This is a genomic window from Pseudomonas sp. Y3 TE3536 (assembly GCF_053629175.1).
Genome location: NZ_JBRJHU010000001.1, coordinates 1445001 through 1471973, shown reverse-complemented (window position 1 = coordinate 1471973; position 26973 = coordinate 1445001). Strand labels below are relative to the sequence as shown.

At 61.8% G+C, this 26973-nt stretch carries 27 protein-coding genes and 1 rRNA gene (1 of these 28 cut by a window edge); 18 read left to right on the top strand and 10 right to left on the bottom strand.

Annotated elements, in window-relative coordinates:
* Positions 1 to 5 precede the first annotated feature (5 nt).
* The 8 genes from AB7M33_RS06780 (at position 6) to trpE (ending at position 8585) form a co-directional block, all read left to right on the top strand.
* Positions 6 to 638 (top strand): response regulator, encoded by a 633-nt coding sequence (locus AB7M33_RS06780; protein ID WP_172960400.1) that lies wholly within the window; start codon positions 6 to 8, stop codon positions 636 to 638.
* 305 nt (positions 639 to 943) lie between these two features.
* A complete protein-coding gene (locus tag AB7M33_RS06775) occupies positions 944 to 2068 on the top strand; it encodes an ABC transporter ATP-binding protein (protein WP_027594396.1) in 1125 nt (374 codons plus the stop codon).
* A 40-nt stretch (positions 2069 to 2108) separates the two neighbouring features.
* A complete protein-coding gene (locus AB7M33_RS06770; RefSeq protein ID WP_274887212.1) occupies positions 2109 to 3143 on the top strand; it encodes an ABC transporter substrate-binding protein in 1035 nt (344 codons plus the stop codon).
* 153 nt (positions 3144 to 3296) lie between these two features.
* The gene (locus AB7M33_RS06765) at positions 3297 to 4544 is read left to right on the top strand and encodes an ABC transporter permease (protein WP_027594398.1); all 1248 of its coding nucleotides are present in this window, start codon (positions 3297 to 3299) and stop codon (positions 4542 to 4544) included.
* Between the two features lie 11 nt (positions 4545 to 4555).
* Positions 4556 to 5383, top strand: coding sequence for an ABC transporter permease (locus AB7M33_RS06760; RefSeq protein WP_099428183.1), 828 nt, complete (start codon positions 4556 to 4558; stop codon positions 5381 to 5383).
* Positions 5384 to 5543: 160 nt separating this feature from the next.
* Positions 5544 to 6218, top strand: coding sequence for a ribulose-phosphate 3-epimerase (gene rpe, locus AB7M33_RS06755; RefSeq protein WP_099430855.1), 675 nt, complete (start codon positions 5544 to 5546; stop codon positions 6216 to 6218).
* Positions 6215 to 7033: a phosphoglycolate phosphatase gene (locus AB7M33_RS06750; protein ID WP_027594401.1), complete on the top strand. Its 819-nt coding sequence runs from the start codon at positions 6215 to 6217 to the stop codon at positions 7031 to 7033. Before rpe ends, AB7M33_RS06750 begins: the two co-directional genes overlap by 4 nt.
* A 70-nt stretch (positions 7034 to 7103) precedes the next feature.
* The gene (gene trpE / locus AB7M33_RS06745; RefSeq protein ID WP_027594402.1) at positions 7104 to 8585 is read left to right on the top strand and encodes an anthranilate synthase component I; all 1482 of its coding nucleotides are present in this window, start codon (positions 7104 to 7106) and stop codon (positions 8583 to 8585) included.
* A gap of 81 nt (positions 8586 to 8666) precedes the next feature.
* On the opposite strand, the gene estP is transcribed toward trpE, so the two are convergent.
* On the bottom strand, positions 8667 to 10556 hold the full coding sequence (estP, locus tag AB7M33_RS06740) for an esterase EstP (RefSeq protein WP_454242608.1): 1890 nt from the start codon (positions 10554 to 10556) through the stop codon (positions 8667 to 8669).
* A gap of 373 nt (positions 10557 to 10929) precedes the next feature.
* Here estP and AB7M33_RS06735 point away from each other — a divergent pair, with 373 nt between their 5' ends.
* The 4 genes from AB7M33_RS06735 to AB7M33_RS06720 all read left to right on the top strand — a co-directional run bounded on the left by AB7M33_RS06735 (position 10930) and on the right by AB7M33_RS06720 (position 14261).
* Positions 10930 to 11523, top strand: coding sequence for an aminodeoxychorismate/anthranilate synthase component II (locus tag AB7M33_RS06735; RefSeq protein WP_027594404.1), 594 nt, complete (start codon positions 10930 to 10932; stop codon positions 11521 to 11523).
* 9 nt (positions 11524 to 11532) lie between these two features.
* Complete coding sequence (gene trpD / locus AB7M33_RS06730) at positions 11533 to 12582, top strand: anthranilate phosphoribosyltransferase (RefSeq protein ID WP_027594405.1); 1050 nt, start codon at positions 11533 to 11535, stop codon at positions 12580 to 12582.
* The gene (gene trpC, locus AB7M33_RS06725; RefSeq protein WP_265968369.1) at positions 12579 to 13412 is read left to right on the top strand and encodes an indole-3-glycerol phosphate synthase TrpC; all 834 of its coding nucleotides are present in this window, start codon (positions 12579 to 12581) and stop codon (positions 13410 to 13412) included. Before trpD ends, trpC begins: the two co-directional genes overlap by 4 nt.
* Before the next feature lie 144 nt (positions 13413 to 13556).
* The gene (locus AB7M33_RS06720) at positions 13557 to 14261 is read left to right on the top strand and encodes a lipoate--protein ligase family protein (protein WP_027594407.1); all 705 of its coding nucleotides are present in this window, start codon (positions 13557 to 13559) and stop codon (positions 14259 to 14261) included.
* Here the strand turns inward: AB7M33_RS06720 and crp are convergent.
* Entirely contained in the window at positions 14258 to 14902 is a 645-nt protein-coding gene (gene crp, locus AB7M33_RS06715) for a cAMP-activated global transcriptional regulator CRP (RefSeq protein ID WP_027594408.1), read from the bottom strand. The two genes, AB7M33_RS06720 and crp, sit on opposite strands and share 4 nt — an antisense overlap.
* Before the next feature lie 191 nt (positions 14903 to 15093).
* Between crp and AB7M33_RS06710 the strand changes: the two genes are divergently transcribed.
* On the top strand, positions 15094 to 15516 hold the full coding sequence (locus AB7M33_RS06710; RefSeq protein WP_027594409.1) for an OsmC family protein: 423 nt from the start codon (positions 15094 to 15096) through the stop codon (positions 15514 to 15516).
* A 138-nt stretch (positions 15517 to 15654) separates the two neighbouring features.
* Here the strand turns inward: AB7M33_RS06710 and AB7M33_RS06705 are convergent, their stop codons facing one another.
* The 6 genes from AB7M33_RS06705 to hemJ form a co-directional block, all read right to left on the bottom strand.
* Positions 15655 to 16695, bottom strand: a complete 1041-nt coding sequence (locus AB7M33_RS06705; protein WP_454242607.1) for a DUF2157 domain-containing protein — start codon at positions 16693 to 16695, stop codon at positions 15655 to 15657.
* Between the two features lie 10 nt (positions 16696 to 16705).
* Complete coding sequence (gene coq7 / locus AB7M33_RS06700; RefSeq protein WP_027594411.1) at positions 16706 to 17353, bottom strand: 2-polyprenyl-3-methyl-6-methoxy-1,4-benzoquinone monooxygenase; 648 nt, start codon at positions 17351 to 17353, stop codon at positions 16706 to 16708.
* A gap of 65 nt (positions 17354 to 17418) precedes the next feature.
* A complete protein-coding gene (locus AB7M33_RS06695; RefSeq protein ID WP_027594412.1) occupies positions 17419 to 17757 on the bottom strand; it encodes a histidine triad nucleotide-binding protein in 339 nt (112 codons plus the stop codon).
* Between the two features lie 64 nt (positions 17758 to 17821).
* A complete protein-coding gene (locus AB7M33_RS06690; RefSeq protein WP_454242606.1) occupies positions 17822 to 18604 on the bottom strand; it encodes an SDR family NAD(P)-dependent oxidoreductase in 783 nt (260 codons plus the stop codon).
* A 68-nt stretch (positions 18605 to 18672) separates the two neighbouring features.
* On the bottom strand, positions 18673 to 19629 hold the full coding sequence (locus AB7M33_RS06685; protein ID WP_099452735.1) for an NAD(P)H-dependent flavin oxidoreductase: 957 nt from the start codon (positions 19627 to 19629) through the stop codon (positions 18673 to 18675).
* A gap of 26 nt (positions 19630 to 19655) precedes the next feature.
* Positions 19656 to 20081 (bottom strand): protoporphyrinogen oxidase HemJ, encoded by a 426-nt coding sequence (gene hemJ / locus AB7M33_RS06680; protein ID WP_027594415.1) that lies wholly within the window; start codon positions 20079 to 20081, stop codon positions 19656 to 19658.
* Between the two features lie 142 nt (positions 20082 to 20223).
* Between hemJ and argC the strand changes: the two genes are divergently transcribed.
* Together argC and erpA are read left to right on the top strand one after the other, a co-directional pair.
* Positions 20224 to 21258, top strand: coding sequence for an N-acetyl-gamma-glutamyl-phosphate reductase (argC, locus tag AB7M33_RS06675; protein WP_008089527.1), 1035 nt, complete (start codon positions 20224 to 20226; stop codon positions 21256 to 21258).
* A gap of 146 nt (positions 21259 to 21404) precedes the next feature.
* On the top strand, positions 21405 to 21755 hold the full coding sequence (erpA, locus tag AB7M33_RS06670; protein WP_027594416.1) for an iron-sulfur cluster insertion protein ErpA: 351 nt from the start codon (positions 21405 to 21407) through the stop codon (positions 21753 to 21755).
* 58 nt (positions 21756 to 21813) lie between these two features.
* Here the strand turns inward: erpA and AB7M33_RS06665 are convergent, their stop codons facing one another.
* Positions 21814 to 22905, bottom strand: coding sequence for an anhydro-N-acetylmuramic acid kinase (locus AB7M33_RS06665; RefSeq protein ID WP_454242605.1), 1092 nt, complete (start codon positions 22903 to 22905; stop codon positions 21814 to 21816).
* 3 nt (positions 22906 to 22908) lie between these two features.
* Positions 22909 to 24330: a peptidoglycan DD-metalloendopeptidase family protein gene (locus AB7M33_RS06660; RefSeq protein ID WP_454242604.1), complete on the bottom strand. Its 1422-nt coding sequence runs from the start codon at positions 24328 to 24330 to the stop codon at positions 22909 to 22911.
* Between the two features lie 217 nt (positions 24331 to 24547).
* Between AB7M33_RS06660 and tyrS the strand changes: the two genes are divergently transcribed.
* The 3 genes from tyrS to AB7M33_RS06645 all read left to right on the top strand — a co-directional run.
* Positions 24548 to 25747 carry a tyrosine--tRNA ligase gene (gene tyrS, locus AB7M33_RS06655; protein WP_085274082.1) on the top strand — a complete coding sequence of 400 codons (1200 nt, stop codon included), beginning with the start codon at positions 24548 to 24550 and terminating at the stop codon, positions 25745 to 25747.
* A 157-nt stretch (positions 25748 to 25904) separates the two neighbouring features.
* The gene (locus tag AB7M33_RS06650) at positions 25905 to 26273 is read left to right on the top strand and encodes a hypothetical protein (RefSeq protein WP_454242603.1); all 369 of its coding nucleotides are present in this window, start codon (positions 25905 to 25907) and stop codon (positions 26271 to 26273) included.
* A gap of 46 nt (positions 26274 to 26319) precedes the next feature.
* Positions 26320 to 26973, top strand: a 16S ribosomal RNA gene (locus tag AB7M33_RS06645); it runs 883 nt beyond the window's last position.

Here is a 26973-nt window from a genome sequence, read left to right as displayed (position 1 = left end):
GACCGATCGTGATTCGAGTGCTGGTGGCGGAAGACCACACCATTGTCCGTGAAGGCATCAAGCAATTGATTGGCCTGGCCAAGGACATGCAAGTGGTGGGCGAGGCCGGCAATGGCGAGCAGTTGCTCGAAGCCTTGCGCCATATGCCGTGTGAAGTGGTGTTGCTGGATATCTCGATGCCCGGCGTCAGCGGCCTTGAGGCCATCCCCAGAATCCGCGCCCTGAACGACCCTCCGGCGATCCTGATGCTGTCGATGCATGATGAGGCGCAGATGGCGGCGCGGGCGCTCAAGGCCGGTGCCGCAGGTTATGCCACCAAGGACAGTGACCCTGCCTTGTTGCTGACCGCTATTCGGCGGGTTGCCGGGGGTGGGCGCTACATCGACCCAGCGCTGGCCGACCGCATGGTCTTCGAGGTGGGCCTGACCGAGTCCCGGCCGTTGCACACCCTGCTCTCGGAGCGGGAATTTTCGGTGTTCGAGCGCCTGGCCCAGGGCGCCAACGTCAACGACATTGCCCAGCAACTGGCGCTGTCGAGCAAGACCATCAGTACCCACAAGGCGCGGTTGATGCAGAAGCTCAAGGTGAACTCGCTGGCGGAACTGGTGAAGTACGCCATGGAGCACAAGCTGGTCTGAGTGTTCTGGTTGCGACATGGCCTGACGGTTGGCAATGAGCGAGTACTGTGGGAGCGGGCTTGCCCCGCGAAAGGGCCGGCAAGCTCAACCTCATTGCCTGGGGTGGCGCATTCGCGGGGCAAGCCCGCTCCCACAAGGTGAAGTGGTGTGCCTGGGGTCTATTCCAATCCCGCCATTCTTGTAGGGCGATCCCTACAATGAATCTTCCATCTGGATGATGGCATTCTCTCAGTACCCCCGATTTTCGGGCGTTTGCGTCTTGTCTAGTCTTTGCCTACGCAGTCATCCAACAAGAAGGTGCAGGCATGAGCGAGGCGAATTCGAACGCTGCAACCAGCGAAACGCTGGTCAGCTTCCGTGGTGTGCAGAAGAGCTACGACGGCGAGTCGCTGATCGTCAAAGACCTCAACCTGGACATCCGCAAGGGCGAGTTCCTCACCTTGCTCGGCCCGTCCGGCTCGGGCAAGACCACCAGCCTGATGATGCTGGCCGGTTTCGAAACCCCCACCGCCGGCGAGATCCAGCTGGCCGGGCGCTCGATCAACAACGTGCCGCCGCACAAGCGCGACATCGGCATGGTGTTCCAGAACTACGCGCTGTTCCCGCACATGACCGTGGCCGAGAACCTGGCCTTCCCGCTGACCGTGCGCAACCTGAGCAAGACCGACATCAGCGAGCGGGTCAAGCGTGTGCTCAACATGGTGCAGCTCAATGCCTTTGCCAAGCGCTACCCCGGCCAGCTGTCCGGTGGCCAGCAGCAGCGGGTGGCCCTGGCGCGGGCCCTGGTGTTCGAGCCACAGCTGGTGCTGATGGACGAACCCCTGGGCGCACTCGACAAGCAGCTGCGTGAACACATGCAGATGGAGATCAAGCATATCCATCAGCGCCTGGGGGTGACTGTGGTCTATGTGACCCACGACCAGGGCGAGGCGCTGACCATGTCTGACCGGGTGGCGGTGTTCCACCAGGGCGAAATCCAGCAGATCGCCGACCCACGCACCCTCTATGAAAAGCCGTGCAACACCTTCGTCGCCAACTTCATCGGTGAGAACAACCGCATCAACGGCACCCTGCTGGCCAGTGATGGCCATCGCTGCCAGGTGCAGCTGGCGCGGGGCGAGCGGGTCGAGGCGCTGGCGGTGAATGTCGGCCAGGCCGGCGAGCCGGTGACGTTGTCGATTCGCCCGGAACGGGTGCGCCTCAATGGCCACAGCGAAAATTGCGTCAACCGCTTCTCTGGCCGTGTGGCCGAGTTCATTTACCTGGGCGACCACGTACGGGTGCGCCTGGAAGTCTGTGGCAAGGCCGACTTCTTCGTGAAGCAGCCGATCGCCGAGCTCGACCCGGCGCTGGCCGTGGGCGATGTGGTACCGCTGGGCTGGGAGGTGGAGCACGCCCGCGCGCTCGATCCGATTGCCGAAGCCCATTGATGGATTGCTTCACCAACCCTGTACTGTGGAGAGAATAATAATGCGCAAGCAGTTGAAACTGACCGCCCTGGCCCTGGGGCTGTTCGCCGCTGGCCAGGCCATGGCGGCCGACCTGACGGTGATCTCTTTCGGTGGCGCCAACAAGGCCGCCCAGGTCAAGGCGTTCTACGAGCCTTGGGAAAAGGCGGGTAACGGCAAGATCGTCGCCGGTGAGTACAACGGTGAAATGGCCAAGGTCAAGGCCATGGTCGACACCAAGAGCGTGTCCTGGAACCTGGTGGAAGTCGAGTCGCCAGAGCTGTCTCGCGGGTGCGACGAGGGCATGTTCGAAGAACTCGACCCTGCGCTGTTCGGCGATGCAGCCGACTATGTGCCTGGCGCCATCCAGCCTTGTGGCGTGGGCTTCTTCGTCTGGTCCACGGTCATGGCCTACAACGCTGACAAGCTCAAGACGGCACCTACCAGCTGGGCCGATTTCTGGGACACCAAGAAATTCCCGGGTAAGCGTGGCCTGCGCAAAGGCGCCAAGTACACGATGGAATTCGCCCTGATGGCCGATGGCGTTGCGCCCAAGGACGTCTACACCGTGCTGGCTACCAAGGAAGGCCAAGACCGCGCCTTCAAGAAGCTCGACGAACTCAAACCCAGCATTCAGTGGTGGGAAGCCGGCGCCCAACCGCCGCAGTTCCTGGCCTCGGGTGACGTGGTCATGAGCTCGGCCTATAACGGCCGGATCGCCGCCGTGCAGAAAGAGAGCAACCTCAAGGTGGTGTGGAACGGCGGCATCTACGACTTCGATGCCTGGGCAATTCCAAAAGGCGCCAAGAACGTCGAAGAGGCGAAGAAGTTCATCGCCTACAGCGTTCAGCCCGAGCAGCAGAAAACCTACTCCGAGAACATCGCCTACGGCCCGGCCAACTCCAAGGCCGTGAGCCTGCTGTCGGACGAGGTGAAGAAAGACATGCCGACCACGCCTGAGAACATTGCCAACCAGGTGCAGATCGACGTGGGCTTCTGGGCTGACAACAGCGAGCAGCTGGAGCAACGCTTCAACGCCTGGGCGGCGAAGAAGTAAACGACAAGGAGCCGCTACGCGGCTCATCGCCGGCAAGCCGGCTCCCACAGGCCAGGTGTAGCGCCTGAGCCCAACGCTGTGTCTGTGGGAGCTGGCTTGCCGGCGATGGCTGCGCAGCAGCCCTGATTTCAGCCGGTTTTTACGGAGTTCGCCATGGCCATTGCAGTGCCCCTCAACGAAGGCGCAGGTCCAAGTCTCAAGCAGCGCCTCAAGCACGCCGAGCGGGTCAACCGCTGGAAGGCGCAGGCGTTGATCGCGCCGCTGGCGCTGTTCCTTCTGCTGGTGTTTCTGGTGCCGATCGCCGCGCTGTTGTACAAGAGCGTCGGCAACCCGGAGGTGGTCGCCGGCCTGCCGCGTACCGTCGAAGCGGTGTCGCAGTGGGATGGCAAGAGCTTGCCCGGTGAGGCGGTATACAAGGCACTGAGCCAGGACCTGGCCGAGTCGCGCAAGAACCAGACCCTGGGCGACCTCTCCAAGCGCCTGAACATGGAACTGGCGGGCTACCGCAGCCTGTTGACCAAGACCGCACGAGCGTTACCGTTCAAGGCTGAACCTGCCTCTTATAAAGAAGCACTGCAAACCCTCGATGAGCGTTGGGGCGACCCCGCCTACTGGCAGGCGATCCGCCGCAATACCAGCTCGGTCACCTCGTTCTACCTGCTGGCGTCGCTCGACCACCGTATCGATGACCTTGGCGAGCTGGCCAAGGCCACGCCTGACCAAGCCATTTACCTGGATATCTTTGCCCGCACCCTGTGGATGGGGGTGGTGATCACCGCCATCTGCCTGGTGCTGGCCTACCCGCTGGCGTACTTGCTGGCCAATCTGCCGGCCCGGCAGAGCAACCTGCTGATGATTCTGGTGCTACTGCCGTTCTGGACCTCGATCCTGGTGCGGGTGGCGGCGTGGATCGTGCTGCTGCAGTCGGGCGGGTTGATCAACAGTGCGCTGATGGCCATGGGGATCATCGATGAACCGCTGGAGCTGGTGTTCAACCGCACCGGTGTGTACATCTCGATGGTCCATATCCTGCTGCCGTTCATGATCTTGCCGCTGTACAGCGTGATGAAGGGCATTTCGCCCAGCTACATGCGTGCGGCCATCTCGCTGGGTTGCCACCCGTTCGCCAGCTTCTGGCGGGTGTACTTCCCGCAGACCTACGCCGGTGTTGGCGCGGGCTGCCTGCTGGTGTTCATCCTGGCGATCGGCTACTACATCACCCCGGCATTGCTGGGCAGCCCGAACGACCAGATGGTCAGCTACTTCGTGGCCTTCTACACCAACACCAGCATCAACTGGGGCATGGCGACCGCGCTGGGCGGCCTGCTGCTGTTGGCGACCGTGCTGTTGTACCTGATCTATAGCTGGCTGGTCGGCGCCAGCCGCCTGCGCCTGAGCTGAGGAGCCTTGTCATGCTGAGCCCTTACATGTCACCCGTGGAGCGGGTCTGGTACTACAGCCTGCGCATTCTTTGCGGCTTGATCCTGCTGTTTCTGATCTTGCCGGTGCTGGTGATCGTGCCGCTGTCGTTCAACAGTGGCAGCTTTCTGGTGTACCCGTTGCAGGGCTTTTCGCTGCAGTGGTACCAGGACTTCTTCGGCTCTGCCGAGTGGATGCGGGCACTGAAGAACAGCATCATCGTCGCTCCGGCGGCCACGGTGCTGGCGATGGTGTTCGGTACGTTGGCGGCGATTGGCCTGACCCGCGGCGACTTCCCGGGCAAGTCGCTGGTGATGGCGCTGGTGATTTCGCCGATGGTGGTGCCGGTGGTGATCATCGGTGTGGCCAGTTACCTGTTCTTCGCGCCATTGGGGATGGGCAACAGCTTTACCTCGTTGATCCTGGTGCATGCGGTGTTGGGTGTGCCGTTCGTCATCATCACCGTGTCGGCGACGTTGCAGGGCTTCAACTACAACCTGGTGCGCGCGGCGGCCAGCCTGGGCGCTTCGCCGCTGGTGGCGTTCCGCCGGGTAACGCTGCCGTTGATCGCCCCGGGGGTGATCTCGGGTGCGCTGTTTGCCTTTGCGACGTCGTTCGACGAGGTGGTGGTGACCTTGTTCCTCGCCGGGCCTGAGCAGGCGACCTTGCCACGGCAGATGTTCAGCGGTATCCGCGAGAACCTGAGCCCGACCATTGCGGCAGCGGCCACGTTGCTGATCGCGTTTTCGGTGGTGCTGCTGCTGACCCTGGAGTGGTTGCGTGGGCGCAGTGAGAAGCTGAGAACCCAGCAGCCTGCTTGATTGAGGTTGCCTGTGCCGGCCTCTTCGCGGCGATCCGACTTGCCCCCGCGAAGAGGCCGGTACAGGTTGAAACGGTCGACACGGATTGATACCAATCAGCCTCTACCCGTTCGCCTGAGTTACAATGCGCGCCACCGTGATTCTGACCTACAGGTGCGCCATGCAGCCCTACGCTATTGCCCCCTCCATTCTCTCCGCCGATTTCGCCCGCCTGGGCGAGGACGTCGACAAGGTGCTGGCCGCGGGTGCCGACATCGTTCACTTCGATGTGATGGACAACCACTACGTCCCCAACCTGACCATCGGCCCGATGGTGTGCACCGCCCTGCGCAAGTACGGCGTGACCGCCCCGATCGATGTGCACCTGATGGTCAGCCCGGTCGACCGTATCATCGGCGACTTCATCGACGCTGGCGCCACCTACATCACCTTCCACCCGGAAGCCAGCCAGCACATCGACCGCTCGCTGCAGCTGATCCGCGACGGTGGTTGCAAGGCCGGCCTGGTGTTCAACCCGGCGACCAGCCTGGATGTGCTCAAGTATGTGATGGACAAGGTCGACATGGTGCTGCTGATGAGCGTCAACCCAGGCTTTGGCGGGCAGAAGTTCATCCCGGGCACCCTCGACAAGCTGCGTGAGGCGCGCGCGCTGATCGACGCCAGTGGCCGTGATATCCGTCTGGAAATCGACGGTGGCGTCAACGTCAACAATATCCGCGAAATCGCCGCTGCTGGCGCTGACACCTTCGTCGCCGGTTCGGCCATCTTCAATGCCCCGGACTATCAGGAAGTCATCGCCAAAATGCGCGCCGAACTGGCCCAGGCCCGCCCATGAGCGGCTTCGAGCAGCTGTTCCCAGGGACGCTGCCAAGGCTGGTGATGTTCGATCTGGACGGTACCCTGATCGACTCCGTGCCAGACCTGGCCGCCGCCGTGGACCGCATGCTGCTCGAACTTGGGCGCCCGCCAGCGGGCTTGGACGCCGTACGCCACTGGGTTGGCAACGGTGCCCAGGTGCTGGTGCGCCGGGCGCTGGCCGGGGGCATCGAGCATGCCTCGGTGGACGATGCGCTGGCCGAACAGGCGCTGGCGCTGTTCATGGAGGCTTATGCCGAAAGCCATGAACTGACCGTGGTCTACCCCGGCGTACGCGACACCCTGCGCTGGCTGCGCAAGCAAGGCGTGGAGATGGCGCTGATCACCAACAAGCCCGAGCGCTTCGTCGCCCCGCTGCTGGACCAGATGAAGATCGGTCGCTACTTCCGCTGGATCATCGGCGGAGACACCCTGCCACAAAAGAAACCCGACCCCGCGGCACTGCTGTTCGTCATGCAGATGGCCGGTGTCACGCCGCAACAGTCGCTGTTCGTCGGCGATTCGCGCAGCGATGTGCTGGCCGCCAAGGCTGCCGGTGTGCAGTGCGTGGGCCTGACCTACGGCTACAACCACGGCCGGCCGATCAACGACGAATCGCCGAGCCTGGTGATCGACGACCTGCGTGCATTGCTGCCCGGTTGCGCAGACCCGGCCACTGGGATAACGTTGGCGGACCTTCAAGCCTCACAAGACAGAGAGTCCACCGTGGCGGTTACTGGCAAATTCTGGATGAAAGTCATCAAGGCCCTGGCCCGTTGGCGTTGGCGCGCCTGACTTCTGCTCGCCGGCCGCTGCCGGCCCGTCCGTTTGCCTGACCTTACTGCTGCTTGCCACGAGGCTACTCATGACCCGCGAAGAATTCCTGCGCCTGGCCGCTGCCGGCTACAACCGCATCCCCCTGGCCTGTGAAACCCTGGCCGACTTCGACACGCCGCTGTCGATCTACCTGAAACTGGCCGACCAGCCCAACTCCTATTTGCTCGAGTCCGTACAGGGCGGCGAGAAGTGGGGGCGTTACTCGATGATCGGCCTGCCATCGCGCACGGTGATGCGTGTGCATGGCTACCACGTCAGTATCTTGCAGGATGGCGTCGAGGTAGAGCGCCACGACGTCGACGACCCGCTGGCCTTCGTCGAGTCGTTCAAGGACCGCTACAAGGTCGCGGATATTCCCGGGCTGCCGCGTTTCAACGGTGGGCTGGTCGGCTACTTTGGCTATGACTGCGTGCGCTATGTGGAGAAGCGTCTGGGCGCGAGCCCGAACCCGGACCCGCTGGGCGTGCCGGATATCCTGCTGATGGTGTCTGACGCCGTGGTGGTGTTCGACAACCTGGCGGGCAAGATGCATGCAATCGTGCTGGTCGACCCGGCCGAAGAGCAGGCCTTCGAACAGGGCAAGGCTCGCCTGGCCGGTTTGCTGGAGACCCTGCGCCAGCCGATTACCCCGCGCCGTGGCCTGGACCTGAGCGGCCCGCTCGCTGCCGAGCCGGAATTCCGCTCCAGCTATACCCGCGAGGATTACGAGAACGCGGTTGGCCGCATCAAGGAGTACATCCTGGCCGGTGACTGCATGCAGGTGGTGCCGTCCCAGCGCATGTCGATCGATTTCAAGTCTGCGCCCATCGACCTGTACCGTGCGTTGCGCTGCTTCAACCCGACGCCATACATGTACTTCTTCAATTTCGGCGACTTCCATGTGGTCGGCAGTTCGCCTGAAGTGCTGGTGCGTGTCGAGGACAACCTGGTCACCGTGCGCCCGATCGCCGGTACGCGCCCACGGGGTGCGACGGAAGAAGCCGACCGTGCGCTGGAAGACGACTTGCTGTCGGACGAGAAAGAGATTGCCGAGCACCTGATGCTGATCGACCTGGGCCGCAACGACGTGGGCCGTGTGTCCTCGACCGGCAGCGTGCGCCTGACCGAGAAGATGGTGATCGAGCGTTACTCCAACGTGATGCACATCGTGTCCAACGTCACCGGTCAGCTGCGTGAAGGCCTTACCGCCATGGATGCATTGCGGGCGATTCTGCCAGCCGGCACGTTGTCGGGTGCACCGAAAATCCGCGCCATGGAGATCATCGACGAGCTGGAGCCGGTCAAGCGTGGCGTTTACGGCGGTGCAGTGGGCTACTTTGCCTGGAACGGCAACATGGACACCGCGATTGCCATCCGTACCGCAGTGATCAAGGACGGCGAGCTGCACGTGCAGGCGGGTGGCGGCATCGTGGCCGACTCCGTGCCGGCGCTGGAGTGGGAAGAAACCATCAACAAGCGCCGCGCGATGTTCCGCGCGGTGGCGTTGGCTGAGCAGACGTCCGCCAAGTAATGCTGGGAATTAGGGGCTGCTGTGCAGCCCCTCGCCGGCATGAGGGAGTGGGTGAACCCGCTTCCTCAGCGCCCAAACCACTCAGAAGTCCAAGCTTACCGCCAGGCTCACCCCCTGCTGCGTCAACTCATCACTCTTGCGCCAGTTGTAATTCCCTCGCACATGCACCCCCGCCATCAGCTCATGGCTCAAGCCCAAGCTGGCCCGGGTCAGGTCACTGTGCGGCGTATACCCGGTCAGGGTGAAGTCGTGCGCCGCCAATGTCGTCAGGTGCATCGTCACGTCCTGTTGGTCATCCTCGAACTCGTGCTCCTGGGCAACCTCGGCAAACAGCCGCGTCCCCGTTGCCACCTGCACACTGCCTAACAGCCCGATGCCCAGCCGCCGCGAGGTCCGTTCCTGGTCATCGAAGCCCAGCGCTGTCGAGCGCCCGCTCTTCTCGTCATAACCATCGACCTTGACCCGGGCATAGTCGGCGCTGATGAACGGCGCCAGTTGCCACGGGCTGCTCTCGGCGGCCAGGTTGTAACCCAGCCGGCCCGTCACCGCCCACGCCTCGCCATCGGTATCGCCTTTTTCGCTGCGGTCATTCACGCCCAGGGCGAAGGTGCGTTTGAGGTCGCTGTAGTCCAAGTGCCCGGCCGTCAGTGCAGCATCGGCCCACCAGCGGTCCTGGCGGTATTGGGCGAACGCCGTGGCCAGGTAGCTGTCGAGCTTGTAGTCCGAGTCCTGTTCACCCGCCTCCAGTTTCTGCCGGTATACGCCACCCGCCAGGCCCAGGCGCCAGGCATCGTTCAAACGGTAGCTGCCACCCAGGGTCAGGTTGTAGCCACGGCCGTCGCCGCTGGCCGCGCTGCGCTGGCCGTCAAAGTCCAGGTCCTGCGCGCCGGTGGCGACGAAGGCCTGCCATTGCCCCACGGCTTGCCAGGGCGTTTGCCACTGGTTGCGCAGCTCGTCCTGGTGGGCGCGCAGGGTGGCGTGGGCCATTTCCGGCAACAGGGTCAGTTCCCAGGGGGCGGAGATGATCGAGTAGGCGTAGTCGGCTATCAACTGCTGGCCGGCAATGGTCGGGTGTACCGAGTCGTTGAACAGCAGTTTGGTTGGGTCCGGAGTGGCGCCGTTGATGCCGTAGACCGGGTTCTCGACGCAGCCTTGACCGCTGTAGCAGGTGCCGACCAGGTTCTGGCCGCTGGCCAAGCCGAATTGGGTGGGGCTGGCCAAGGCCTCACCCAGCAATACCGGAATGTTCAGTGGGATGATCTCGGCGTCGATCTGCCCGAGTTGATTGAGCAGTGACTGGTTGAACACGCCCGACAGCAGCGACAGCGGGTTCTGTTGCGGGGTGCCGCTGAAGTTCGGCGTTTGGCCCAGGTCGGGCAGCAACCAGACCATGATGTAGCGGGCGCCGCCTTGTTGCAGGGCTTGGGCGCTGGCAGCCAGCCGGCCTCCAGCAGCGGCGGCATCGGCGGGGCTGTTCACCAGGCCCTGGAGGAAGTCGTTACCGCCACCGGTGAGGTAATAGAGCGCGTTGGGGTCGGCGCGCAGGCCATTGGCCAGGTAGCCGGGGCGTTCACGGAAGACAAAGCCTGGCGCCGGTCCATTGGGGGGGACGATCACTTTCGATGACTCGGTGATCGAATCGAGAATCTGCTGTGTCGTGTAGCCGCCCACTGCCCAGTTGTTGCCATCAGGTCGGATGCCGACCGACGTGGAGGGGTTGAGTTGGTCTTGCCCGATGCCCAGCCGACCGCCAAGAATCATCGGCGAAACCGGCGCGAAGTTACCGTCGGCATCGCGGTTGGTGAAACGCTGGCCTGCCGTACCGCCGGTCAGGTCAGGAAATTGGCCGGCATCACTCAGGCTGTCGCCAAAAACGATCAAGGTCGAATAAGGGGAAGGGGCAGCGAATGCCTGGCTGCAGGCCAGGGCCAAAGAGGCGAGGGTAAAGCGCAACAAGGGGGCTTTTCGCATCAGAGAACATCCTTTTCTTTGTTTTTATGAGGACTACCCGATCGACCATAGCAAATCGCGGGGCTTGTCTCCCAAGTCCATTCGTTTCCCCGTGTTTACAGGCATATTGCGCCCATCGCCCCGGTAGGCTACTGTGCCGGGACGTATGAGCGAGACCTATCCTGTGTTGATCGTCAGCAAACTCTTGATGCGCGTTATCAAGGCCCACGCCCGTTGGCGTTGGCGCGCCTGACTTTATCTCCTGCCGGCCAGCCCGGCCCGTTTCTGTTTGCCTTCTTATCCGTTTCCGAATGCCCTTAGTGGCAATGCCATGCTGCGGGCGGTGTAGGAAGGTTCGTATTCTGAAGTCAGTAGATTCAAGAGGTTTAGCCCGATGTTACTGATGATCGACAACTACGACTCATTCACTTACAACGTCGTCCAATACCTCGGCGAGCTAGGTGCCGAGGTCAAGGTCATTCGCAATGACGAAATGACCATCGCTGAAATCGAAGCCCTCAACCCGGAGCGCATCGTTGTCTCCCCTGGCCCCTGCACGCCGAGCGAGGCGGGTGTGTCGATCGAGGCGATCCTGCACTTTGCTGGCAAACTGCCGATTCTGGGCGTCTGCCTGGGCCACCAGTCCATCGGCCAGGCATTTGGCGGCGACGTCGTGCGTGCCCGCCAGGTGATGCACGGCAAGACCAGCCCCGTGCTGCACCGCGACCTGGGCGTGTTCGCCGGCCTCAACAACCCGCTGACCGTGACTCGCTACCACTCCCTGGTGGTCAAGCGTGAAACCCTGCCCGATTGCCTGGAGGTCACTGCCTGGACTGCCCATGCAGACGGTACGGTCGACGAGATCATGGGGCTGCGCCACAAGACCCTGAATATCGAAGGGGTGCAGTTCCACCCCGAGTCCATCCTCACCGAGCAGGGCCACGAGCTGTTCGCCAACTTCCTCAAGCAGACCGGCGGCCGCCGCTAAGGATCGAACATGGATATCAAGAGCGCGCTGAGCCGCATCGTCGGTCACCTGGACCTGTCCACCGAAGAAATGAGCGACGTCATGCGTCAGATCATGACCGGTCAATGCAGTGAGGCGCAGATCGGCGCCTTCCTGATGGGCATGCGCATGAAAAGCGAGAGCATCGACGAGATCGTCGGCGCGGTGTCGGTGATGCGTGAGCTGGCCGACAAGGTCGAGCTGAAGAGCCTCGATGGGGTGGTCGATATCGTCGGCACTGGTGGCGATGGCGCCAACATCTTCAACGTCTCCACCGCCTCCTCGTTTGTGCTCGCCGCGGCCGGTTGCCCGGTGGCCAAGCACGGTAACCGTGCGGTCTCGGGCAAGAGCGGTAGCGCCGACTTGCTGGAAGCCGCTGGCATCTACCTGAACCTGACCCCGGTGCAGGTCGCCCGCTGCATCGACAGCCTGGGCATCGGCTTCATGTTTGCCCAGAGCCATCACAAGGCAATGAAGTACGCCGCTGGCCCGCGCCGTGAGTTGGGCCTGCGCACCCTGTTCAACATGCTGGGCCCGCTTACGAATCCGGCCGGTGTGAAGCACCAGGTGGTCGGCGTGTTCACCCAGGCCCTGTGCCGCCCGCTGGCCGAAGTGCTGCAGCGGTTGGGCAGCAAGCACGTGCTGGTGGTGCATTCCAAGGACGGCCTGGACGAGTTCAGCCTGGCGGCGCCGACGTTTGTCGCCGAGCTGAAAAATGGCCAGATCACCGAGTATTGGGTAGAGCCGGAAGACCTCGGCATGAAGAGCCAGAGCCTGCATGGCCTGGCGGTTGAAGGCCCACAGGCCTCTTTCGAGTTGATTCGTGATGCCCTGGGCCGACGCAAGACCGAGAACGGCCAGAAAGCCGCGGAAATGATCGTGCTCAATGCGGGCGCCGCGCTGTACGCCGCGGATCATGCCATGACCCTGGCACAGGGGGTGGAACTTGCCCATGACGTGCTGCACACCGGCCTTGCCTGGGAAAAACTGCAGGAGCTGGGTGCCTTCACCGCCGTATTCAAGCTGGAGAACGAAGCATGAGCGTACCGACCGTGCTGGAAAAGATCATCGCTCGCAAAGTTGAGGAAGTGGCCGAGCGCAGTGCCCGGGTCAGCCTGGCTGAGCTGGAGCGCCTGGCCAAGGCCGCCGACGCGCCACGTGGCTTTGCCAATGCGCTGATCGAGCAGGCCAAGCGCAAGCAGCCGGCGGTCATTGCCGAGATCAAGAAGGCGTCGCCGAGCAAGGGCGTGATCCGCGAGCACTTCGTGCCAGCGGAAATCGCTGTCAGCTACGAGAAGGGCGGGGCGACCTGCCTGTCGGTGTTGACCGATGTGGATTACTTCCAAGGCGCGGATGTGTACCTGCAGCAGGCGCGCGCGGCAGTGTCGCTGCCCGTGATCCGCAAGGATTTCATGATCGACCCCTACCAGATCGTCGAGGCCCGTGCACTGGGCGCTGACTGCGTGCTGCTGATCGTCTCGGCGCTGGATGACGTGAAGATGGCCGAACTGGCTGCCACAGCCAAGGATGTCGGCCTTGATGTGTTGGTCGAAGTGCATGACGGCGATGAGCTGGAGCGCGCGTTGAAAACCCTCGACACGCCGCTGGTGGGGGTGAACAACCGCAACCTGCACACCTTCGAGGTCAGCCTGGAAACCACCCTTGACCTGCTGCCGCGTATTCCGCGTGATCGCCTGGCGATTACCGAGAGCGGTATCCTCAACCGGGCCGATGTAGAGCTGATGGCAATCAACGAGGTTTACTCGTTCCTGGTGGGTGAGGCGTTCATGCGCGCTGATCAGCCTGGGCTGGAATTGCAGCGGTTGTTCTTCCCGGAGCAGGTGAAGAAGACTGGTCAGCCACTGGACTGATCGAAACGAAGCCGGCGTGACTGCCGGCTTTTTTGTATGCCTGTAATGGCCCTTTCGCGGGTAAACCCGCACCCACAGGTACTTCGGCACCCTTGGGGCTGTGTTGAACCTGCGGGGATCGATAACAACATCAAAGGTGGATCAATGACCGATCAACCCCTGGCACTGACCGTTGAACAAGGCCTGCATGCCGAACAGGACCTGCTGGCCGCCGTCTGCCGCGGCGAACGCGACAGCGGTGTGCTGTTTTGGCGCCCGACCGACCATGCCCTGGTCATGCCGCGGCGCATGAGCCGCCTGGACAACTTCGAAGCCGCCTGTGCCGAGCTGGCGATCGCTGGCTGGCCGGTGCTGTTGCGCGAGACCGGCGGTGAACCGGTGCCGCAGTCGCATGCCACGGTCAATGTGGCGCTGGTCTATGTGGCGCCGCGCGTTGAAGGTGACCATGGGCGCATCGAAAATGCCTACGAGCGGCTGTGCCTGCCGCTGTGCGAGGTGCTACGCGAGTGGGGCGGGGTGGCTTCGGTGGGCGAGATCGACGGGGCGTTTTGCGACGGCCGCTATAACGTCAACCTCAATGGCCGCAAACTGGTCGGCACGGCCCAACGCTGGCGCCAGGGGCTGGGTGGCAAACGCCCGGTGGTGTTGGTGCATGGCGCGTTGCTGCTGGATAACGAGCGTGAATCGATGGTCGCGGCAGTCAACCGCTTCAACGAGTGCTGCGAACTGGAGCAGCGCTGCCGCGCCGATGCGCATATTGCCTTGCACGAAGTGGCGCCCCAAGCGCCCTGGTTCGAGCGCCTGTCACAGGCTTATGCCAAGGTGCTGGCCGATTTGCCCAAGGACTAACGGGTACCGTAGACCACCATGGTCTTGCCCTTGACCTGCACCAGGCTGCGTTCCTCGAGGTCTTTGAGGACGCGGCCGACCATCTCCCGCGAACAACCAACGATACGCCCAATCTCCTGCCGAGTGATCTTGATCTGCATACCGTCCGGGTGGGTCATCGCATCGGGTTGCTTGCACAGTTCGAGCAGGCAGCGGGCAACACGCCCGGTGACATCGAAGAAGGCCAGGTCGCCAACCTTGCGCGTGGTATTACGCAGGCGCTGGGCCATCTGGCCGCCCAGGGCGTAGAGGATGTCGGGGTCCTGGCGGGAGAGTTCGCGAAACTTGTCGTAACTGATCTCTGCTACTTCGCATTCAGTCTTGGCGCGGACCCAGGCGCTGCGCTGCTGCTCGCCCTCTACGGGCTCGAAAAGGCCCAGCTCGCCAAAGAAATCGCCATTGTTGAGGTAGGCAATGATCATTTCGTGACCATCGTCGTCCTCGATCAGGATGGTCACCGAACCCTTGATGATGAACGACAGTGTTTCGGCCTTGTCGCCGGCGCAGATGATGTTGCTTTTAGCGGTGTAGCGGCGGCGTTGGCAGTGCACCAGCAGTTTGTCGATGTTCTTGATCTTGGCGGGTAGGGCGGAGGCAACCATCACGAAATCCTGTTCGATACGACGCATAGGTTTCTTATAGAGAGTGTCTGGCAGAACGCGCCAGTCATTTGGCGCCAGCTTATCAGACACTACAGGATGTTTCGGTACTAAACCGACACGTCTCGAGCTTTTCCGACAGCCACACAAGGTCTAAGCTGACACCCTTTTCCGAATATTAGGAGTCCGGGTAGATGAAGGCACGTATCCAGTGGGCCGGTGACGCGATGTTCCTCGGCGAGTCGGGGAGCGGGCATGTCGTCGTGATGGACGGCCCACCCGAGGCCGGTGGCCGAAACCTGGGCGTGCGCCCGATGGAAATGCTGTTGCTGGGCCTGGGTGGCTGCAGCAGTTTCGATGTGGTGAGCATCTTGAAGAAGTCGCGCCAGGCCGTGGAAAGCTGCGAGGCGTTTCTGGAGGCTGAGCGCGCCAGTGAAGACCCGAAGGTGTTTACCAAGATCCACATGAACTTCGTGGTCAAGGGCCGTGGCTTGAAAGAGGCCCAGGTCAAACGCGCCGTGGAGCTGTCGGCTGAGAAGTACTGCTCGGCTTCGATCATGCTGGAGCGTGCAGGTGTCGAGATTACCCACGGTTACGAGATTGTAGAGCTGGGTTAAGTGCTGGATTGTTGGGGCTGCTTCGCAGCCCATCGCAGGCAAGCCAGCTCCTACAGGCCCGCGCCGTTTTGGAGGCTTGCGTTTAACCTGTAGAAGCTGGCTTGCCTGCGATGGGCCGCGAAGCGGCCCCTGCTATCTTCAGTCACGTAATGCCGGAAGGGCCACCCGCAACCACTGCGGTAAACCGTTTCTGAAGGCCTGGCTCAACCGCTCCCGCCGCTTCTGGTAAACCAGACCCAGCCAGATAACCCCCAGCCCAATCACCGTCACCACCACTGGGAATAGCAGCGATTCGGCGAATACCTCGTAAGACAGGTACCCCAGGTAAGCCGCCACGCCCAATGCCCCGAACACCATGAACACCGGCCTGCGTAACAGCACGGCGATGCCCATCAGGCCGATATTGATCAGGCAGTAGAGGGCCTTGCCCAGTTCGCTACCGCTGTCCACCAAGGTCAACCCTCCCCAGAACGCCGCAAGCCCAGCCAGATACCCCCATTGGGCGTAGTCCTCACGCGTGCGGCCGTCCACCACCAGAAACACCAGCAGCATGCCCAAACCGAACCACAGCGACACTTCGCGTCGTTGTTCCCAGCTGAACGGCGAGCCATAGAACCATTCGCTGAGGTCCATCGACATGAACCACAGCGCCACGGCAATCGGCATCATGATGAACGGGAAGGGGATCAGCCTTAGCATGAGCAACCCGGCAATCACAGTTGCCGCTTCCATCATCAGCCAGCCACCCTGCACATAGGTGTAGTACTGGTGATAGGCGGTTTGCCTGTCATCCATCGGCCACCAGCCCACCAGGCGCTCGATGGCGAATACCGCCAGCGGCACGATGCTGACCGCGACCGCCGCCAGTACACCGGCGGCAATCGGCTGAGCGCGCCGTTGCAAATTAAGGGCAAAGAGGGTTAGCAGGACGATGTACAAGGTGGCAATGGCCAGCAGTGCCCAGTCGCCGATCGACATCCAGGCTTCAGTTAGCAGCCAGCCCATGGCGCCCATGATGAGCAAGGCGCCGAAATAGAAGGCGACGTGCGCCAGCTGAAAGCTGCCACGTGTTGCCGGTTGCTGGCGCAGAAACTGCAGCAGGGCCTGGTCTTGGCCCGGCTGGAGGATGCCGGCTTGCACGGCACGCGCCAGGTCCTTGGCGCTGAAACGTTCCGTCATGGGGGTGCCTTCAGATGCGGTAAGTGCTTTTGGTCATGACCTTGGCCAGCAGGCTCATGCCGAAACGCACAGGGGCAGGGAAGCGATAGCCGCCCGCTTCGAGGGCAGATTCGGCGTGCTGCTCTTCATCGATGCGCATCTGCTCAAGGATCGCGCGGGACTTTTCGTCCTCGTGCGGGATTTGCTCCAGGTGTTCGTCCAAGTGTTTGCACACCTGATGCTCGGTGGCTGCGACGAAGCCCAGGCTGACCTTGTCGCTGACCAGGCCGGCGAGGGCGCCAATACCGAACGACATGCCGTAGAACAACGGGTTGAGCACGCTCGGGTGGCTGTTCAGCTGACGAATGCGCTGTTCACACCAGGCCAGGTGGTCGATTTCTTCCTCGGCGGCGTGCTCCATGGCTTTGCGCACCTGGGGCAGCTTGGCGGTCAGGGCCTGGCCTTGGTACAGCGCCTGGGCGCAGACCTCGCCGGTATGGTTGATGCGCATGAGGCCGGCAATGTGGCGGCTCTGGGCGTCGTCCAGGTCGGCATCCGGCTGGACGATGGCCGGGGATGGGCGGGACGGTTGGCCGCTGAAGGGCAGCAAGGTGCGCATGGCGGTATCGGCCTGCAGCAACAAGCGGTCGAGCGGCGAGTAGTGACGTTCGGTAGCCATCGGGCACCTCCGCAAGAGTGTGCCCGACAGTTTACCGCAATAGCGCAAGGGTCGCTTGCCCTGGATCAGCCCGGTGGCCAGTGCATCTGGCGTTGGCCAAGCACGTGCATATGGATGTGGTAGACGGTCTGCCCACCTTGCTCGTTGCAGTTCATGACCACGCGGAAGCCGTCATCGCAACCCAGTTCCTTGGCCAGGCGCTGAGCAGTGAACAGGATGTGGCCGGCCAGGCCTTTATCCTCTTCGGTCAAATCGTTGAGGGTGCGGATGTGCTTTTTCGGGATGACCAGAAAATGCACGGGCGCCTGGGGGGCGATATCGTGGAACGCCAGAACCTGGTCGTCCTCGTAAATGATCTTCGCCGGGATTTCCCGGTTGATGATCCTGGTGAATAAATCGTCCACAGCACTTGCTCCATGGTGAGGGTCCGGGCCGAGTGTACTCAGCCGGGCGCCGCTCGCCCAGTGGCTATTCCATTCCGACCGGGCAGTAGCGGCGATGGATTACCCCGGCGAGCTTGCGCACCAACCAGCGCGGTAGCAGGCGTGGCGCGAACGCCAGCCAGCGATTGCGTCGGCCGGGGGTGATCAGCGTGCGGTTTTTGTCCAGGGCACGCACGGTGTACAGCGCCACTTCCTCGGGGCTGAGGCAGCGCGTGCTGCCCTCGAGCCGCGGAATGCGCCGGCGCGAAGAGCGTACCGGGCCAGGGCAGAGTACCGAGACCTTGATGCCAGTGCGCTTGAGCTCCTCGCGCAATGCTTGGGAGAAACTCAACACATAAGCTTTGCTGGCCGCGTAGGCCGCCATCCAGGGGCCCGGTGCGACGCCGGCCAGGCCTGCGACATTGAGGATCTGCCCGCCACCCTGTACAGCCATCAGGTTGCCGATGGCATGGCAGAGGCGGCTCATGGCCAGGATATTGACCTCCAGCAGGTCCTGCTCGTCGGCCCACTCGTGGGCCAGGAACGGCCCGTAGGTGCGTAGCCCCGCGCAGTTGACCAGCAGGTCGATACGCCGCTCACCTTCTTCCAGCTCTAGCACAAAGCCCGAAAGGCGAAGCGGCTGGCTGAGGTCACAGGCGCGGAACAACACTTCGACACCGAAGCGTTGGGTCAGCTCGACGGCCACCGGCTCCACCGTTTCACGCTGACGTGCCACCAGGATCAGATTGCGCCCGCGCCGTGCCAGCGCTTCCGCCAGGGCCAGGCCCAGGCCGCTGGAAGCACCAGTGATCATGGCGTAACGGGTCATGCAAAGGCTCCTGGGGGCTGAAGAGGGCGCCTAGTGTACAGCTTGGCTGGGCAAGGTGTTGCCTTTTGCTACAAGGCCTGAGCGCGAATACCCTGGCAGCGATCCAGGGCTTCCCGGTACTCGCTTTGCAGGCGTTCGATCAGCACGCGGGCGTCCGGCAGGTCATGGATATCGCCCACCCCCTGGCCTGCCGACCATACGGTTTTCCAGGCCTTGGCTTCGTCGTCGATCGGCTTGAGCTTGCCCAGTTCGTGGCCACTCTTGAGTGCGTTCATGTCATAGCCCGCCTGCTCCAGGCTGGGGCGCAGGAAGCTCGCTGGCACACCGGACACCGCCGGGGTGTGGACGATATCGACGGCATGGGCATCGAGCAGCATCTGCTTGTAGGCATCCTGGGCCTGGCTTTGCACGGTGGCAATGAAGCGGGTGCCCATGTATGCCAGGTCCGCACCGAGCAGTTGTGCCGCGAGAATTTCATGGCCATGGTTGATGCAGCCCGCCAACAGCAGGGTCTTGTCGAAGAACTGCCGGATTTCGGCCACCAGGGCGAAAGGGCTCCAGGTACCGGCATGACCGCCGGCACCCGCCGCGACGGCGATCAAGCCATCGACGCCGGCCTCGGCGGCTTTCTCGGCATGGCGGCGGGTGGTGACATCGTGGAACACCAGGCCGCCGTAGCTGTGCACGGCATCGACCACTTCCTTCACTGCGCCCAGGCTGGTGATGACGATCGGCACCTTGTGCGCTACACACAGGGCCAGGTCGGCCTGCAAGCGCGGGTTGGTCGGGTGCACGATCAGGTTCACCGCATAGGGGGCCGGTGCTTGCAACTGTGCCAGGCCTGCCTCGATCTCTTCTAGCCAAGCCTTGAACCCGGCACTGTCGCGCTGGTTCAGCGCCGGGAAGCTGCCCACCACGCCACTGGCGCAGCAGGCCAGAACCAGGCTCGGATTGGAAATCAGGAACATCGGTGCTGCCACCACGGGCAGGCGCAGGCGTTGTTCGAGCGAGGCGGGCAATGACATGGCAAGGCTCCTGTAGGGGGTTACCGTCAGAACGGTTTGACCACCACGAGAATTACGATACCCAGCAGGAACAGCACCGGGACTTCGTTGAACCAGCGGTAGTAGACGTGGCTGCGGGTATTGGCGCCGCTGGCGAAGCGTTTGCGCTGCGCGCCGCACATGTGATGGTAGCCGGTCAGCAGGATGACCAGGGTGAGCTTGGCGTGCAGCCAGCCTTGGCTCAGCCAGCCCGGGGTCAGGTAGAGCATCCAGGCGCCGAACACATAGGTGGCGATCATGGCCGGGTTCATGATGCCGCGGTACAGCTTGCGCTCCATGGTCACGAAGCGGTCCTGGCTGATGCTGTCCTGGCTCTGGGCGTGGTAGACGAACAGCCGGGGCAGGTAGAACAGGCCGGCGAACCAGCAGACCACGCTGACGATATGCAGCGCTTTGATCCATAGGTAAAGCATTGAGGGAGTTCCTTCAGGTTTTCACGGTCGTCAGATAGTAGTGGTCAAGCGCCCGAAGGGTCACCCGAAGAGTTGTTACAGGCGGCTTGCGCCCCTATTATCGTGCGCTTTCCAGTGGGCTCGTTGATAAGGGGCAAGCGTTATGATCAAGGTCGGTATCGTCGGCGGCACGGGTTACACCGGCGTCGAACTGTTGCGTCTGCTGGCGCAGCATCCACAGGCCGAAGTGGCGGTCATCACTTCGCGCTCCGAGGCGGGCGTGGCGGTAGCTGACATGTACCCGAACCTGCGCGGCCACTATGATGGCCTGGCGTTCAGCGTGCCGGACAGCAAGGCCCTGGCGGCGTGCGACGTGGTGTTTTTCGCAACGCCCCATGGTGTCGCCCACGCCCTGGCAGGCGAACTGCTGGCGGCCGGCACCAAAGTGATCGACCTGTCTGCCGACTTCCGTCTGCAGGATGCCACCGAGTGGGGCAAGTGGTACGGCCAGCCTCATGGCGCGCCTGAGCTGCTCAAGGACGCCGTCTATGGTCTGCCTGAAGTCAACCGCGAAAAAATCCGCCAGGCACGCCTGATTGCGGTCCCGGGCTGCTACCCGACGGCCACTCAGCTGGGCTTCTTGCCACTGCTGGAGGCCGGCCTGGCCGACCCGTCGCGCCTGATTGCCGACTGCAAGTCGGGTGTCAGTGGTGCTGGGCGTGGCGCTGCAGTGGGTTCGCTGTTCTGTGAGGCTGGCGAGAGCATGAAGGCCTATGCGGTCAAGGGCCATCGCCACCTGCCAGAAATCAGCCAGGGCTTGCGCCTGGCGGCGGGCAAGGATATTGGCCTGACCTTCGTACCGCACCTCACGCCCATGATCCGGGGTATCCACGCCACCCTGTACGCCACCGTGGCAGATACGTCGGTCGATCTGCAGGCGCTGTTCGAGAAGCGTTATGCGGATGAACCGTTCGTCGATGTGATGCCAGCTGGCAGCCACCCGGAAACCCGCAGCGTGCGCGGTGCGAACGTCTGCCGTATCGCTGTCCATCGTCCGCAGGGCGGTGATCTGGTGGTGGTGCTGTCGGTGATCGACAACCTGGTCAAGGGCGCGTCGGGCCAGGCGGTGCAGAACCTCAATATCCTGTTCGGCCTGGATGAGCGTATGGGCCTGTCCCACGCGGGCCTGCTCCCCTAACAGGGTAAGCTGGCACAGGGGCCCGCCGTGTGCGGGCCTTTTTGTGGGCGCGACTAAAGCCGCACAATTCTTGACCATTTTTCTCGGAGAAGCGGATAATGCGCGTCATCGAGTTTTATGGCGGCAACTGCGCCGGGAGAATCAGCATGAGCGTCGAAACCTTCACCCCTACCGGTCTGGAATTCACCCAAGGGGCAGCCCAAAAGGTGAAGACCCTGGTCAACGAGGAAGGCAATGAGCGTCTGAAGTTGCGTGTGTTCGTGACCGGCGGTGGCTGCTCGGGCTTCCAGTATGGTTTCACCTTCGATGAAGATGTGGCCGAAGATGACACCATCGTCGAGCGTGAAGGCGTGTCGCTGGTGGTCGACCCGATGAGCTTCCAGTACCTGGCAGGTGCCGAAGTGGACTATCAGGAAGGCCTGGAAGGCTCGCGCTTCATCATCAAGAACCCGAACGCCGCCACCACCTGCGGCTGTGGTTCTTCGTTCTCGATCTGATCACGGGCTGTACGAAAACGCCGCGCATTTGCGCGGCGTTTTGCATTCTGGCGGGGTGTTAAGCGGGGTAGATGGCGCCAAGCACGCGCAGCCCACGGGCTGCTGTCACGCTGGGGCGGTTGGCTGGAATGCCTTCCAGGCAGCAATGGGCAAGCCAGGCAAAGGCCATGGCCTCTACCCAGTCCGGGTCGACGCCATGCGCTGCGGTGCTGTCCACCTGGGCACCTGGCAACAGTTGGGCAAGCCGGTGCATCAGTGTGCCGTTGCGGGCCCCGCCACCGCACACCAGCAGTGCCTCAGTGCCTTGCTGCGCAGTGCGCAATGATTCGATGATGCTGCGCGCGGTCAGCTCAAGCAGGGTCGCCTGCACATCTTCGGCACGGTAGGGCGGCAGCTGGCTCAGGTGGCTGTGCAGCCACGCCAGGTTGAACACTTCGCGGCCTGTGCTCTTGGGGCCGGCGCCTGCAAAGAACGGGTCGCGCAACAGCGCCGCAAGCAAGTCCTCGATCACCACGCCACTCGCCGCCCAGGCGCCGTCAGCATCGTAATGCAGGCCGCGCGAGTGCTCGATCCAGGCGTCCAGCAGCACGTTGCCCGGCCCACAGTCGAAACCATGCACCGGCGTGTCGTTGGCAATCAGGCTGAGGTTGCTGAAGCCGCCGACATTAAGCACGGCGAGCCGTTTGCCCAGGTGGCCGAACAGCGTTTCGTGAAAGGCCGGGACCAGCGGAGCCCCTTGCCCGCCAGCGGCTACATCGCGGCGTCGGAAATCGCCGATCACGCTGATCTGGGTAAGCTCGGCAAGCAGTGCCGGGTTGCCGATTTGCACCGTGAAGCCGCGGGCGGGTTCATGGCGGATTGTCTGGCCATGGCTGCCGATGGCGCGGACAGCGTTGGCTTGCAAGCCCTGGCTCGCGAGCAGGTGGCCGATGCCTTCGGCTGCCAGGCTGGCCCAGCGGTTCTCGGCCAATGCAGCGCGGGCAATCTCGTCAGGGCCGCTGGCGCAAAGGCTCAGCAAGTCCTGGCGAAGGTCGGTAGGCATGGGGATATAGTGAGTGGCGAGCAGTTGAGGCTGCTCGCGCTGTTCGATCAGGGCGATGTCCAGGCCATCTAAGCTGGTACCGGACATGACCCCCAGATAAAGCGCCATGGCTTAGCGCTTGTTCGCTGCGAGCATGGTGGCCTTTTCCTGATCCATGCGGGCGATCAGTGGCTGGCTCTGCTGCAGGAAGCGTTGGCGTTCGGCCTTGGCGATCGGGTCGGACATCGGCACTTTCTGGCTCAGCGGGTCGACGTGAACGCCGTTGACCTGGAACTCGTAATGCAGGTGCGGGCCTGTGGAGAGGCCGGTGGTGCCGATGTAGCCGATGATCTGGCCTTGCTTGACCGAGCCGCCGGTCTTGATGCCTTTGGCGAAGCCTTGCATGTGGCCGTAAAGGGTCTTGTAGCGGTTGCCGTGCTGGATGATCACGGTATTGCCGTAGCCGCCACGGCGCCCGGCCAGTTCGATACGACCATCACCCGCTGCCTTGATCGGTGTGCCGCGGGGGGCGGCATAGTCGACGCCTTTGTGGGCGCGGATCTTGTTCAGAATCGGGTGTTTGCGGCCAGCGGAGAAGCGTGAGCTGATGCGGGCGAAGTCCACCGGGGTACGGATGAACGCTTTGCGCAGGCTGTTACCATCGGCGGTGTAGTAGCTGGTATTGCCTTGTTTGTTGGTGTAACGCACCGCAGTGTAGGTTTTGCCGCGGTTGGTGAAGCGCGCAGAGAGGATGTTGCCAGTGCCCACCACCTTGCCATCCATGACTTTCTGCTCGTACACCACGTCGAATTCGTCACCTGGGCGGATGTCCTGGGCGAAGTCGATGTCGTAGCCAAGGACGCGAGCCATGTCCATGGTCATGCTGTGGGAAAGGCCGGCGCGTTGGGCGGAGGCCGACAATGAGCTCTTGATCACGCCATGGGCATAGGCCGTGCGGACCACGGGCTTGCTGATTTCGCGGTTGAAGGTGTAGCCCTTGGCGTTTTTGGTCAGGCGAATGGTTTCAAGGTTGCTGACCTTGCTGTGCAGGTTGGTCAGCTGGCCGTCCTTGTCGAGCTCGAACTGCAGCACCTGGCCGTGCTTGAGCTGGCTGAACTGCTTCGCCTGCTTGTTGCTGGCCAGCACCTCATGAACCGCGCTGGCCGGCAAGCCGACCTTGGCGAACAGGGTGGAGAGGGTGTCGCCACGCGCTACGGTGACTTCGCGGTGGCCGGGCTGCTTGGCGGCCTCGGCTACCGGTGCTGCTGCAGGCTTTTCCTGTTCAGCTTTCTCGGTGGCCGAATCGGCCTCTTCGATCTGGGCGAACGGCGAGCTTTGCTCAGCTTCAGCCTGCACCAGCGGCGCGGCCTTGGATTCTTCTTTCAGTTGCTCGACCGGGCTTTCCAGTTCGAGGTTGAGGGTGGTTTTCTTGGCTTCGACTTCGCTGGAGGGAAATACCAGCAGTGCCAGGCTGAGCAGGGCGGCGATGCCGCTGGCGGCCAACAGATGGCTTTTCGGATAAAGCGGGGGCGCTTTAGGCGGTTCGTTGGTCATAGGTAAGGTGACTTTTTGAAGAAAAGTGAATATGGAAAAGATGAATGACATGATGAAGATGAAATAACTGTATAAAATATAACCAAATCCATTTTCACGCAAGGGCGCGTAGACGCCGCAAGCCTGCGGTCAGGTCACATTCCGTTGCGAAACTTGTATTTGATGGCCGATCTTGTATGGTTGGCTCCCCTTGAATCTGAGCCTTGCGGGTCTGTCTATGAAGTCGGTTGAAGAGCAGCTGGCGCTTATCAAGCGCGGTGCGGAAGAAGTATTGGTCGAGTCGGAACTGGTGGAGAAGCTCAAGCGCGGCCAACCTCTGCGCATCAAGGCAGGCTTCGACCCTACTGCGCCTGACCTGCACCTTGGGCACACGGTGCTGATCAACAAGCTGCGCCAGTTCCAGGAGCTGGGGCATCAGGTCATTTTCCTGATTGGTGATTTCACCGGGATGATCGGTGATCCGAGCGGCAAGAGCGCCACGCGCCCGCCGCTGACCCGCGAGCAGGTACTGGATAACGCCGAGACCTATAAACAGCAGGTGTTCAAGATTCTCGACCCGGCCAAGACCGAGGTTGCGTTCAACTCCACCTGGATGGACACGCTGACGCCAGCTGACTTCATTCGCCTGGCATCGCAGTACACCGTTGCGCGCATGCTTGAGCGGGATGACTTCGACAAGCGTTACACCACCAATCAGCCGATCGCCATCCATGAGTTCCTCTACCCGCTGGTGCAGGGCTATGACTCGGTGGCACTGAAAGCTGACGTGGAACTGGGCGGTACCGACCAGAAGTTCAACCTGCTGATGGGGCGTGAACTGCAGCGTGCCTATGGCCAGGAAGCGCAGAACATCGTGACCATGCCGCTGCTCGAAGGGCTGGACGGCGTGAAGAAGATGTCCAAGTCGCTGGGCAACTATGTGGGCATCCAGGAAGCGCCAGGGGTGATGTACAGCAAGCTGGTGTCGATCCCGGACACGCTGATGTGGCGTTACTTCGAGCTGCTGAGCTTCCGCTCGATGGAAGAGATCGAGCAGTTCCGTGCTGATGTTGCCAGTGGCGCGAACCCGCGCGACATCAAGATCAAGCTGGCGGAAGAGATCGTGGCGCGCTTCCATGGTGAAGAGGCTGCTGCCAATGCTCACCGTGCGGCGGGCAACCGAATGAAAGAAGGCGAGCTGCCAGAAGACTTGCCAGAAATCGAAGTTGCTGCGGCTGAAGACCTGCCGATCGCTGCCGTGCTGAACCGGGCGGGGCTGGTGAAGAACTCGGCGATGGCGCGGGATCTGCTGAATGGCGGTGCCGTTAAGGTAGATGGTGCGGTGGTCGATCGTGACTTCGTTTTTGCACTGGGCGCCACTCACGTTTGCCAGGCCGGTAAGAAGGCGTTTGCCCGGGTCACCCTAAAGGCTGAGTGATCGTTAGTAGGTGTAGCTATATAGAAGCGGGGAGGCCGACAGGCCTCCCCGCTTTGTTTTTCAGCTTTATTAAGGTTTCTTGGAATTAAAGGTTGACGGGGTTTCGAATCCCCTTATAATGCGCCCCACTTCCAGCGTGATTGGAACGAGAAACTCCTTGAGTATCAACGAGTTAATCGATTCAAGTGGTGTTGTAAGGGCTTCGATCGAAAGATCGTCAGCGGTTGAAATGGTGGTTGACAGCGCTTCTAAACGCTGTATGATTCGCCTCCCGCTACGAGAGATCGCAGCGAGCCAAGTGTTTGAAGCTAAACGAGTTTCTCGCGAAAAACTTCAAAATAAACGCTTGACAGGCTCTGAGGAAAGCGTAGAATGCGCGCCTCGGTTGAGACGAAAAGCTCTTAACCAAACGCTCTTTAACAAATTGAATCAAGCAATTCGTGTGGGTGCTTGTGAGTACGGACTGATAGTCACAAAGATTATCAGCATCACAAGTGGCCATGCGAGAAATCACATAGTCATTTGAGATTGCTGAGCCAAGTTTAGGGTTTCTTAAAAACCCAAGCAGTATTGAACTGAAGAGTTTGATCATGGCTCAGATTGAACGCTGGCGGCAGGCCTAACACATGCAAGTCGAGCGGATGAGAAGAGCTTGCTCTTCGATTCAGCGGCGGACGGGTGAGTAATGCCTAGGAATCTGCCTGGTAGTGGGGGACAACGTTTCGAAAGGAACGCTAATACCGCATACGTCCTACGGGAGAAAGCAGGGGACCTTCGGGCCTTGCGCTATCAGATGAGCCTAGGTCGGATTAGCTAGTTGGTGGGGTAATGGCTCACCAAGGCGACGATCCGTAACTGGTCTGAGAGGATGATCAGTCACACTGGAACTGAGACACGGTCCAGACTCCTACGGGAGGCAGCAGTGGGGAATATTGGACAATGGGCGAAAGCCTGATCCAGCCATGCCGCGTGTGTGAAGAAGGTCTTCGGATTGTAAAGCACTTTAAGTTGGGAGGAAGGGCAGTAAGCGAATACCTTGCTGTTTTGACGTTACCGACAGAATAAGCACCGGCTAACTCTGTGCCAGCAGCCGCGGTAATACAGAGGGTGCAAGCGTTAATCGGAATTACTGGGCGTAAAGCGCGCGTAGGTGGTTTGTTAAGTTGAATGTGAAAGCCCCGGGCTCAACCTGGGAACTGCATCCAAAACTGGCAAGCTAGAGTACG

Bases quoted from the DNA above. Each gene is read 5' to 3' on its own strand.
- tyrS (WP_085274082.1), top strand. From the start codon at position 24,548: ATGAAGTCGGTTGAAGAGCAGCTGGCGCTTATCAAGCGCGGTGCGGAA.
- trpE (WP_027594402.1), top strand. From the start codon at position 7,104: ATGACCCGCGAAGAATTCCTGCGCCTGGCCGCTGCCGGCTACAACCGC.
- AB7M33_RS06720 (WP_027594407.1), top strand. From the start codon at position 13,557: ATGACCGATCAACCCCTGGCACTGACCGTTGAACAAGGCCTGCATGCC.
- argC (WP_008089527.1), top strand. From the start codon at position 20,224: ATGATCAAGGTCGGTATCGTCGGCGGCACGGGTTACACCGGCGTCGAA.
- AB7M33_RS06665 (WP_454242605.1), bottom strand. From the start codon at position 22,905: ATGGCGCTTTATCTGGGGGTCATGTCCGGTACCAGCTTAGATGGCCTG.
- AB7M33_RS06710 (WP_027594409.1), top strand. From the start codon at position 15,094: ATGAAGGCACGTATCCAGTGGGCCGGTGACGCGATGTTCCTCGGCGAG.
- rpe (WP_099430855.1), top strand. From the start codon at position 5,544: ATGCAGCCCTACGCTATTGCCCCCTCCATTCTCTCCGCCGATTTCGCC.
- AB7M33_RS06660 (WP_454242604.1), bottom strand. From the start codon at position 24,330: ATGACCAACGAACCGCCTAAAGCGCCCCCGCTTTATCCGAAAAGCCAT.
- crp (WP_027594408.1), bottom strand. From the start codon at position 14,902: ATGGTTGCCTCCGCCCTACCCGCCAAGATCAAGAACATCGACAAACTG.
- AB7M33_RS06765 (WP_027594398.1), top strand. From the start codon at position 3,297: ATGGCCATTGCAGTGCCCCTCAACGAAGGCGCAGGTCCAAGTCTCAAG.
- hemJ (WP_027594415.1), bottom strand. From the start codon at position 20,081: ATGCTTTACCTATGGATCAAAGCGCTGCATATCGTCAGCGTGGTCTGC.
- AB7M33_RS06735 (WP_027594404.1), top strand. From the start codon at position 10,930: ATGTTACTGATGATCGACAACTACGACTCATTCACTTACAACGTCGTC.
- AB7M33_RS06685 (WP_099452735.1), bottom strand. From the start codon at position 19,629: ATGTCATTGCCCGCCTCGCTCGAACAACGCCTGCGCCTGCCCGTGGTG.
- AB7M33_RS06705 (WP_454242607.1), bottom strand. From the start codon at position 16,695: ATGACGGAACGTTTCAGCGCCAAGGACCTGGCGCGTGCCGTGCAAGCC.
- AB7M33_RS06775 (WP_027594396.1), top strand. From the start codon at position 944: ATGAGCGAGGCGAATTCGAACGCTGCAACCAGCGAAACGCTGGTCAGC.
- trpC (WP_265968369.1), top strand. From the start codon at position 12,579: ATGAGCGTACCGACCGTGCTGGAAAAGATCATCGCTCGCAAAGTTGAG.
- estP (WP_454242608.1), bottom strand. From the start codon at position 10,556: ATGCGAAAAGCCCCCTTGTTGCGCTTTACCCTCGCCTCTTTGGCCCTG.
- erpA (WP_027594416.1), top strand. From the start codon at position 21,405: ATGAGCGTCGAAACCTTCACCCCTACCGGTCTGGAATTCACCCAAGGG.
- trpD (WP_027594405.1), top strand. From the start codon at position 11,533: ATGGATATCAAGAGCGCGCTGAGCCGCATCGTCGGTCACCTGGACCTG.
- AB7M33_RS06750 (WP_027594401.1), top strand. From the start codon at position 6,215: ATGAGCGGCTTCGAGCAGCTGTTCCCAGGGACGCTGCCAAGGCTGGTG.
- coq7 (WP_027594411.1), bottom strand. From the start codon at position 17,353: ATGGCTACCGAACGTCACTACTCGCCGCTCGACCGCTTGTTGCTGCAG.
- AB7M33_RS06760 (WP_099428183.1), top strand. From the start codon at position 4,556: ATGCTGAGCCCTTACATGTCACCCGTGGAGCGGGTCTGGTACTACAGC.
- AB7M33_RS06690 (WP_454242606.1), bottom strand. From the start codon at position 18,604: ATGACCCGTTACGCCATGATCACTGGTGCTTCCAGCGGCCTGGGCCTG.
- AB7M33_RS06770 (WP_274887212.1), top strand. From the start codon at position 2,109: ATGCGCAAGCAGTTGAAACTGACCGCCCTGGCCCTGGGGCTGTTCGCC.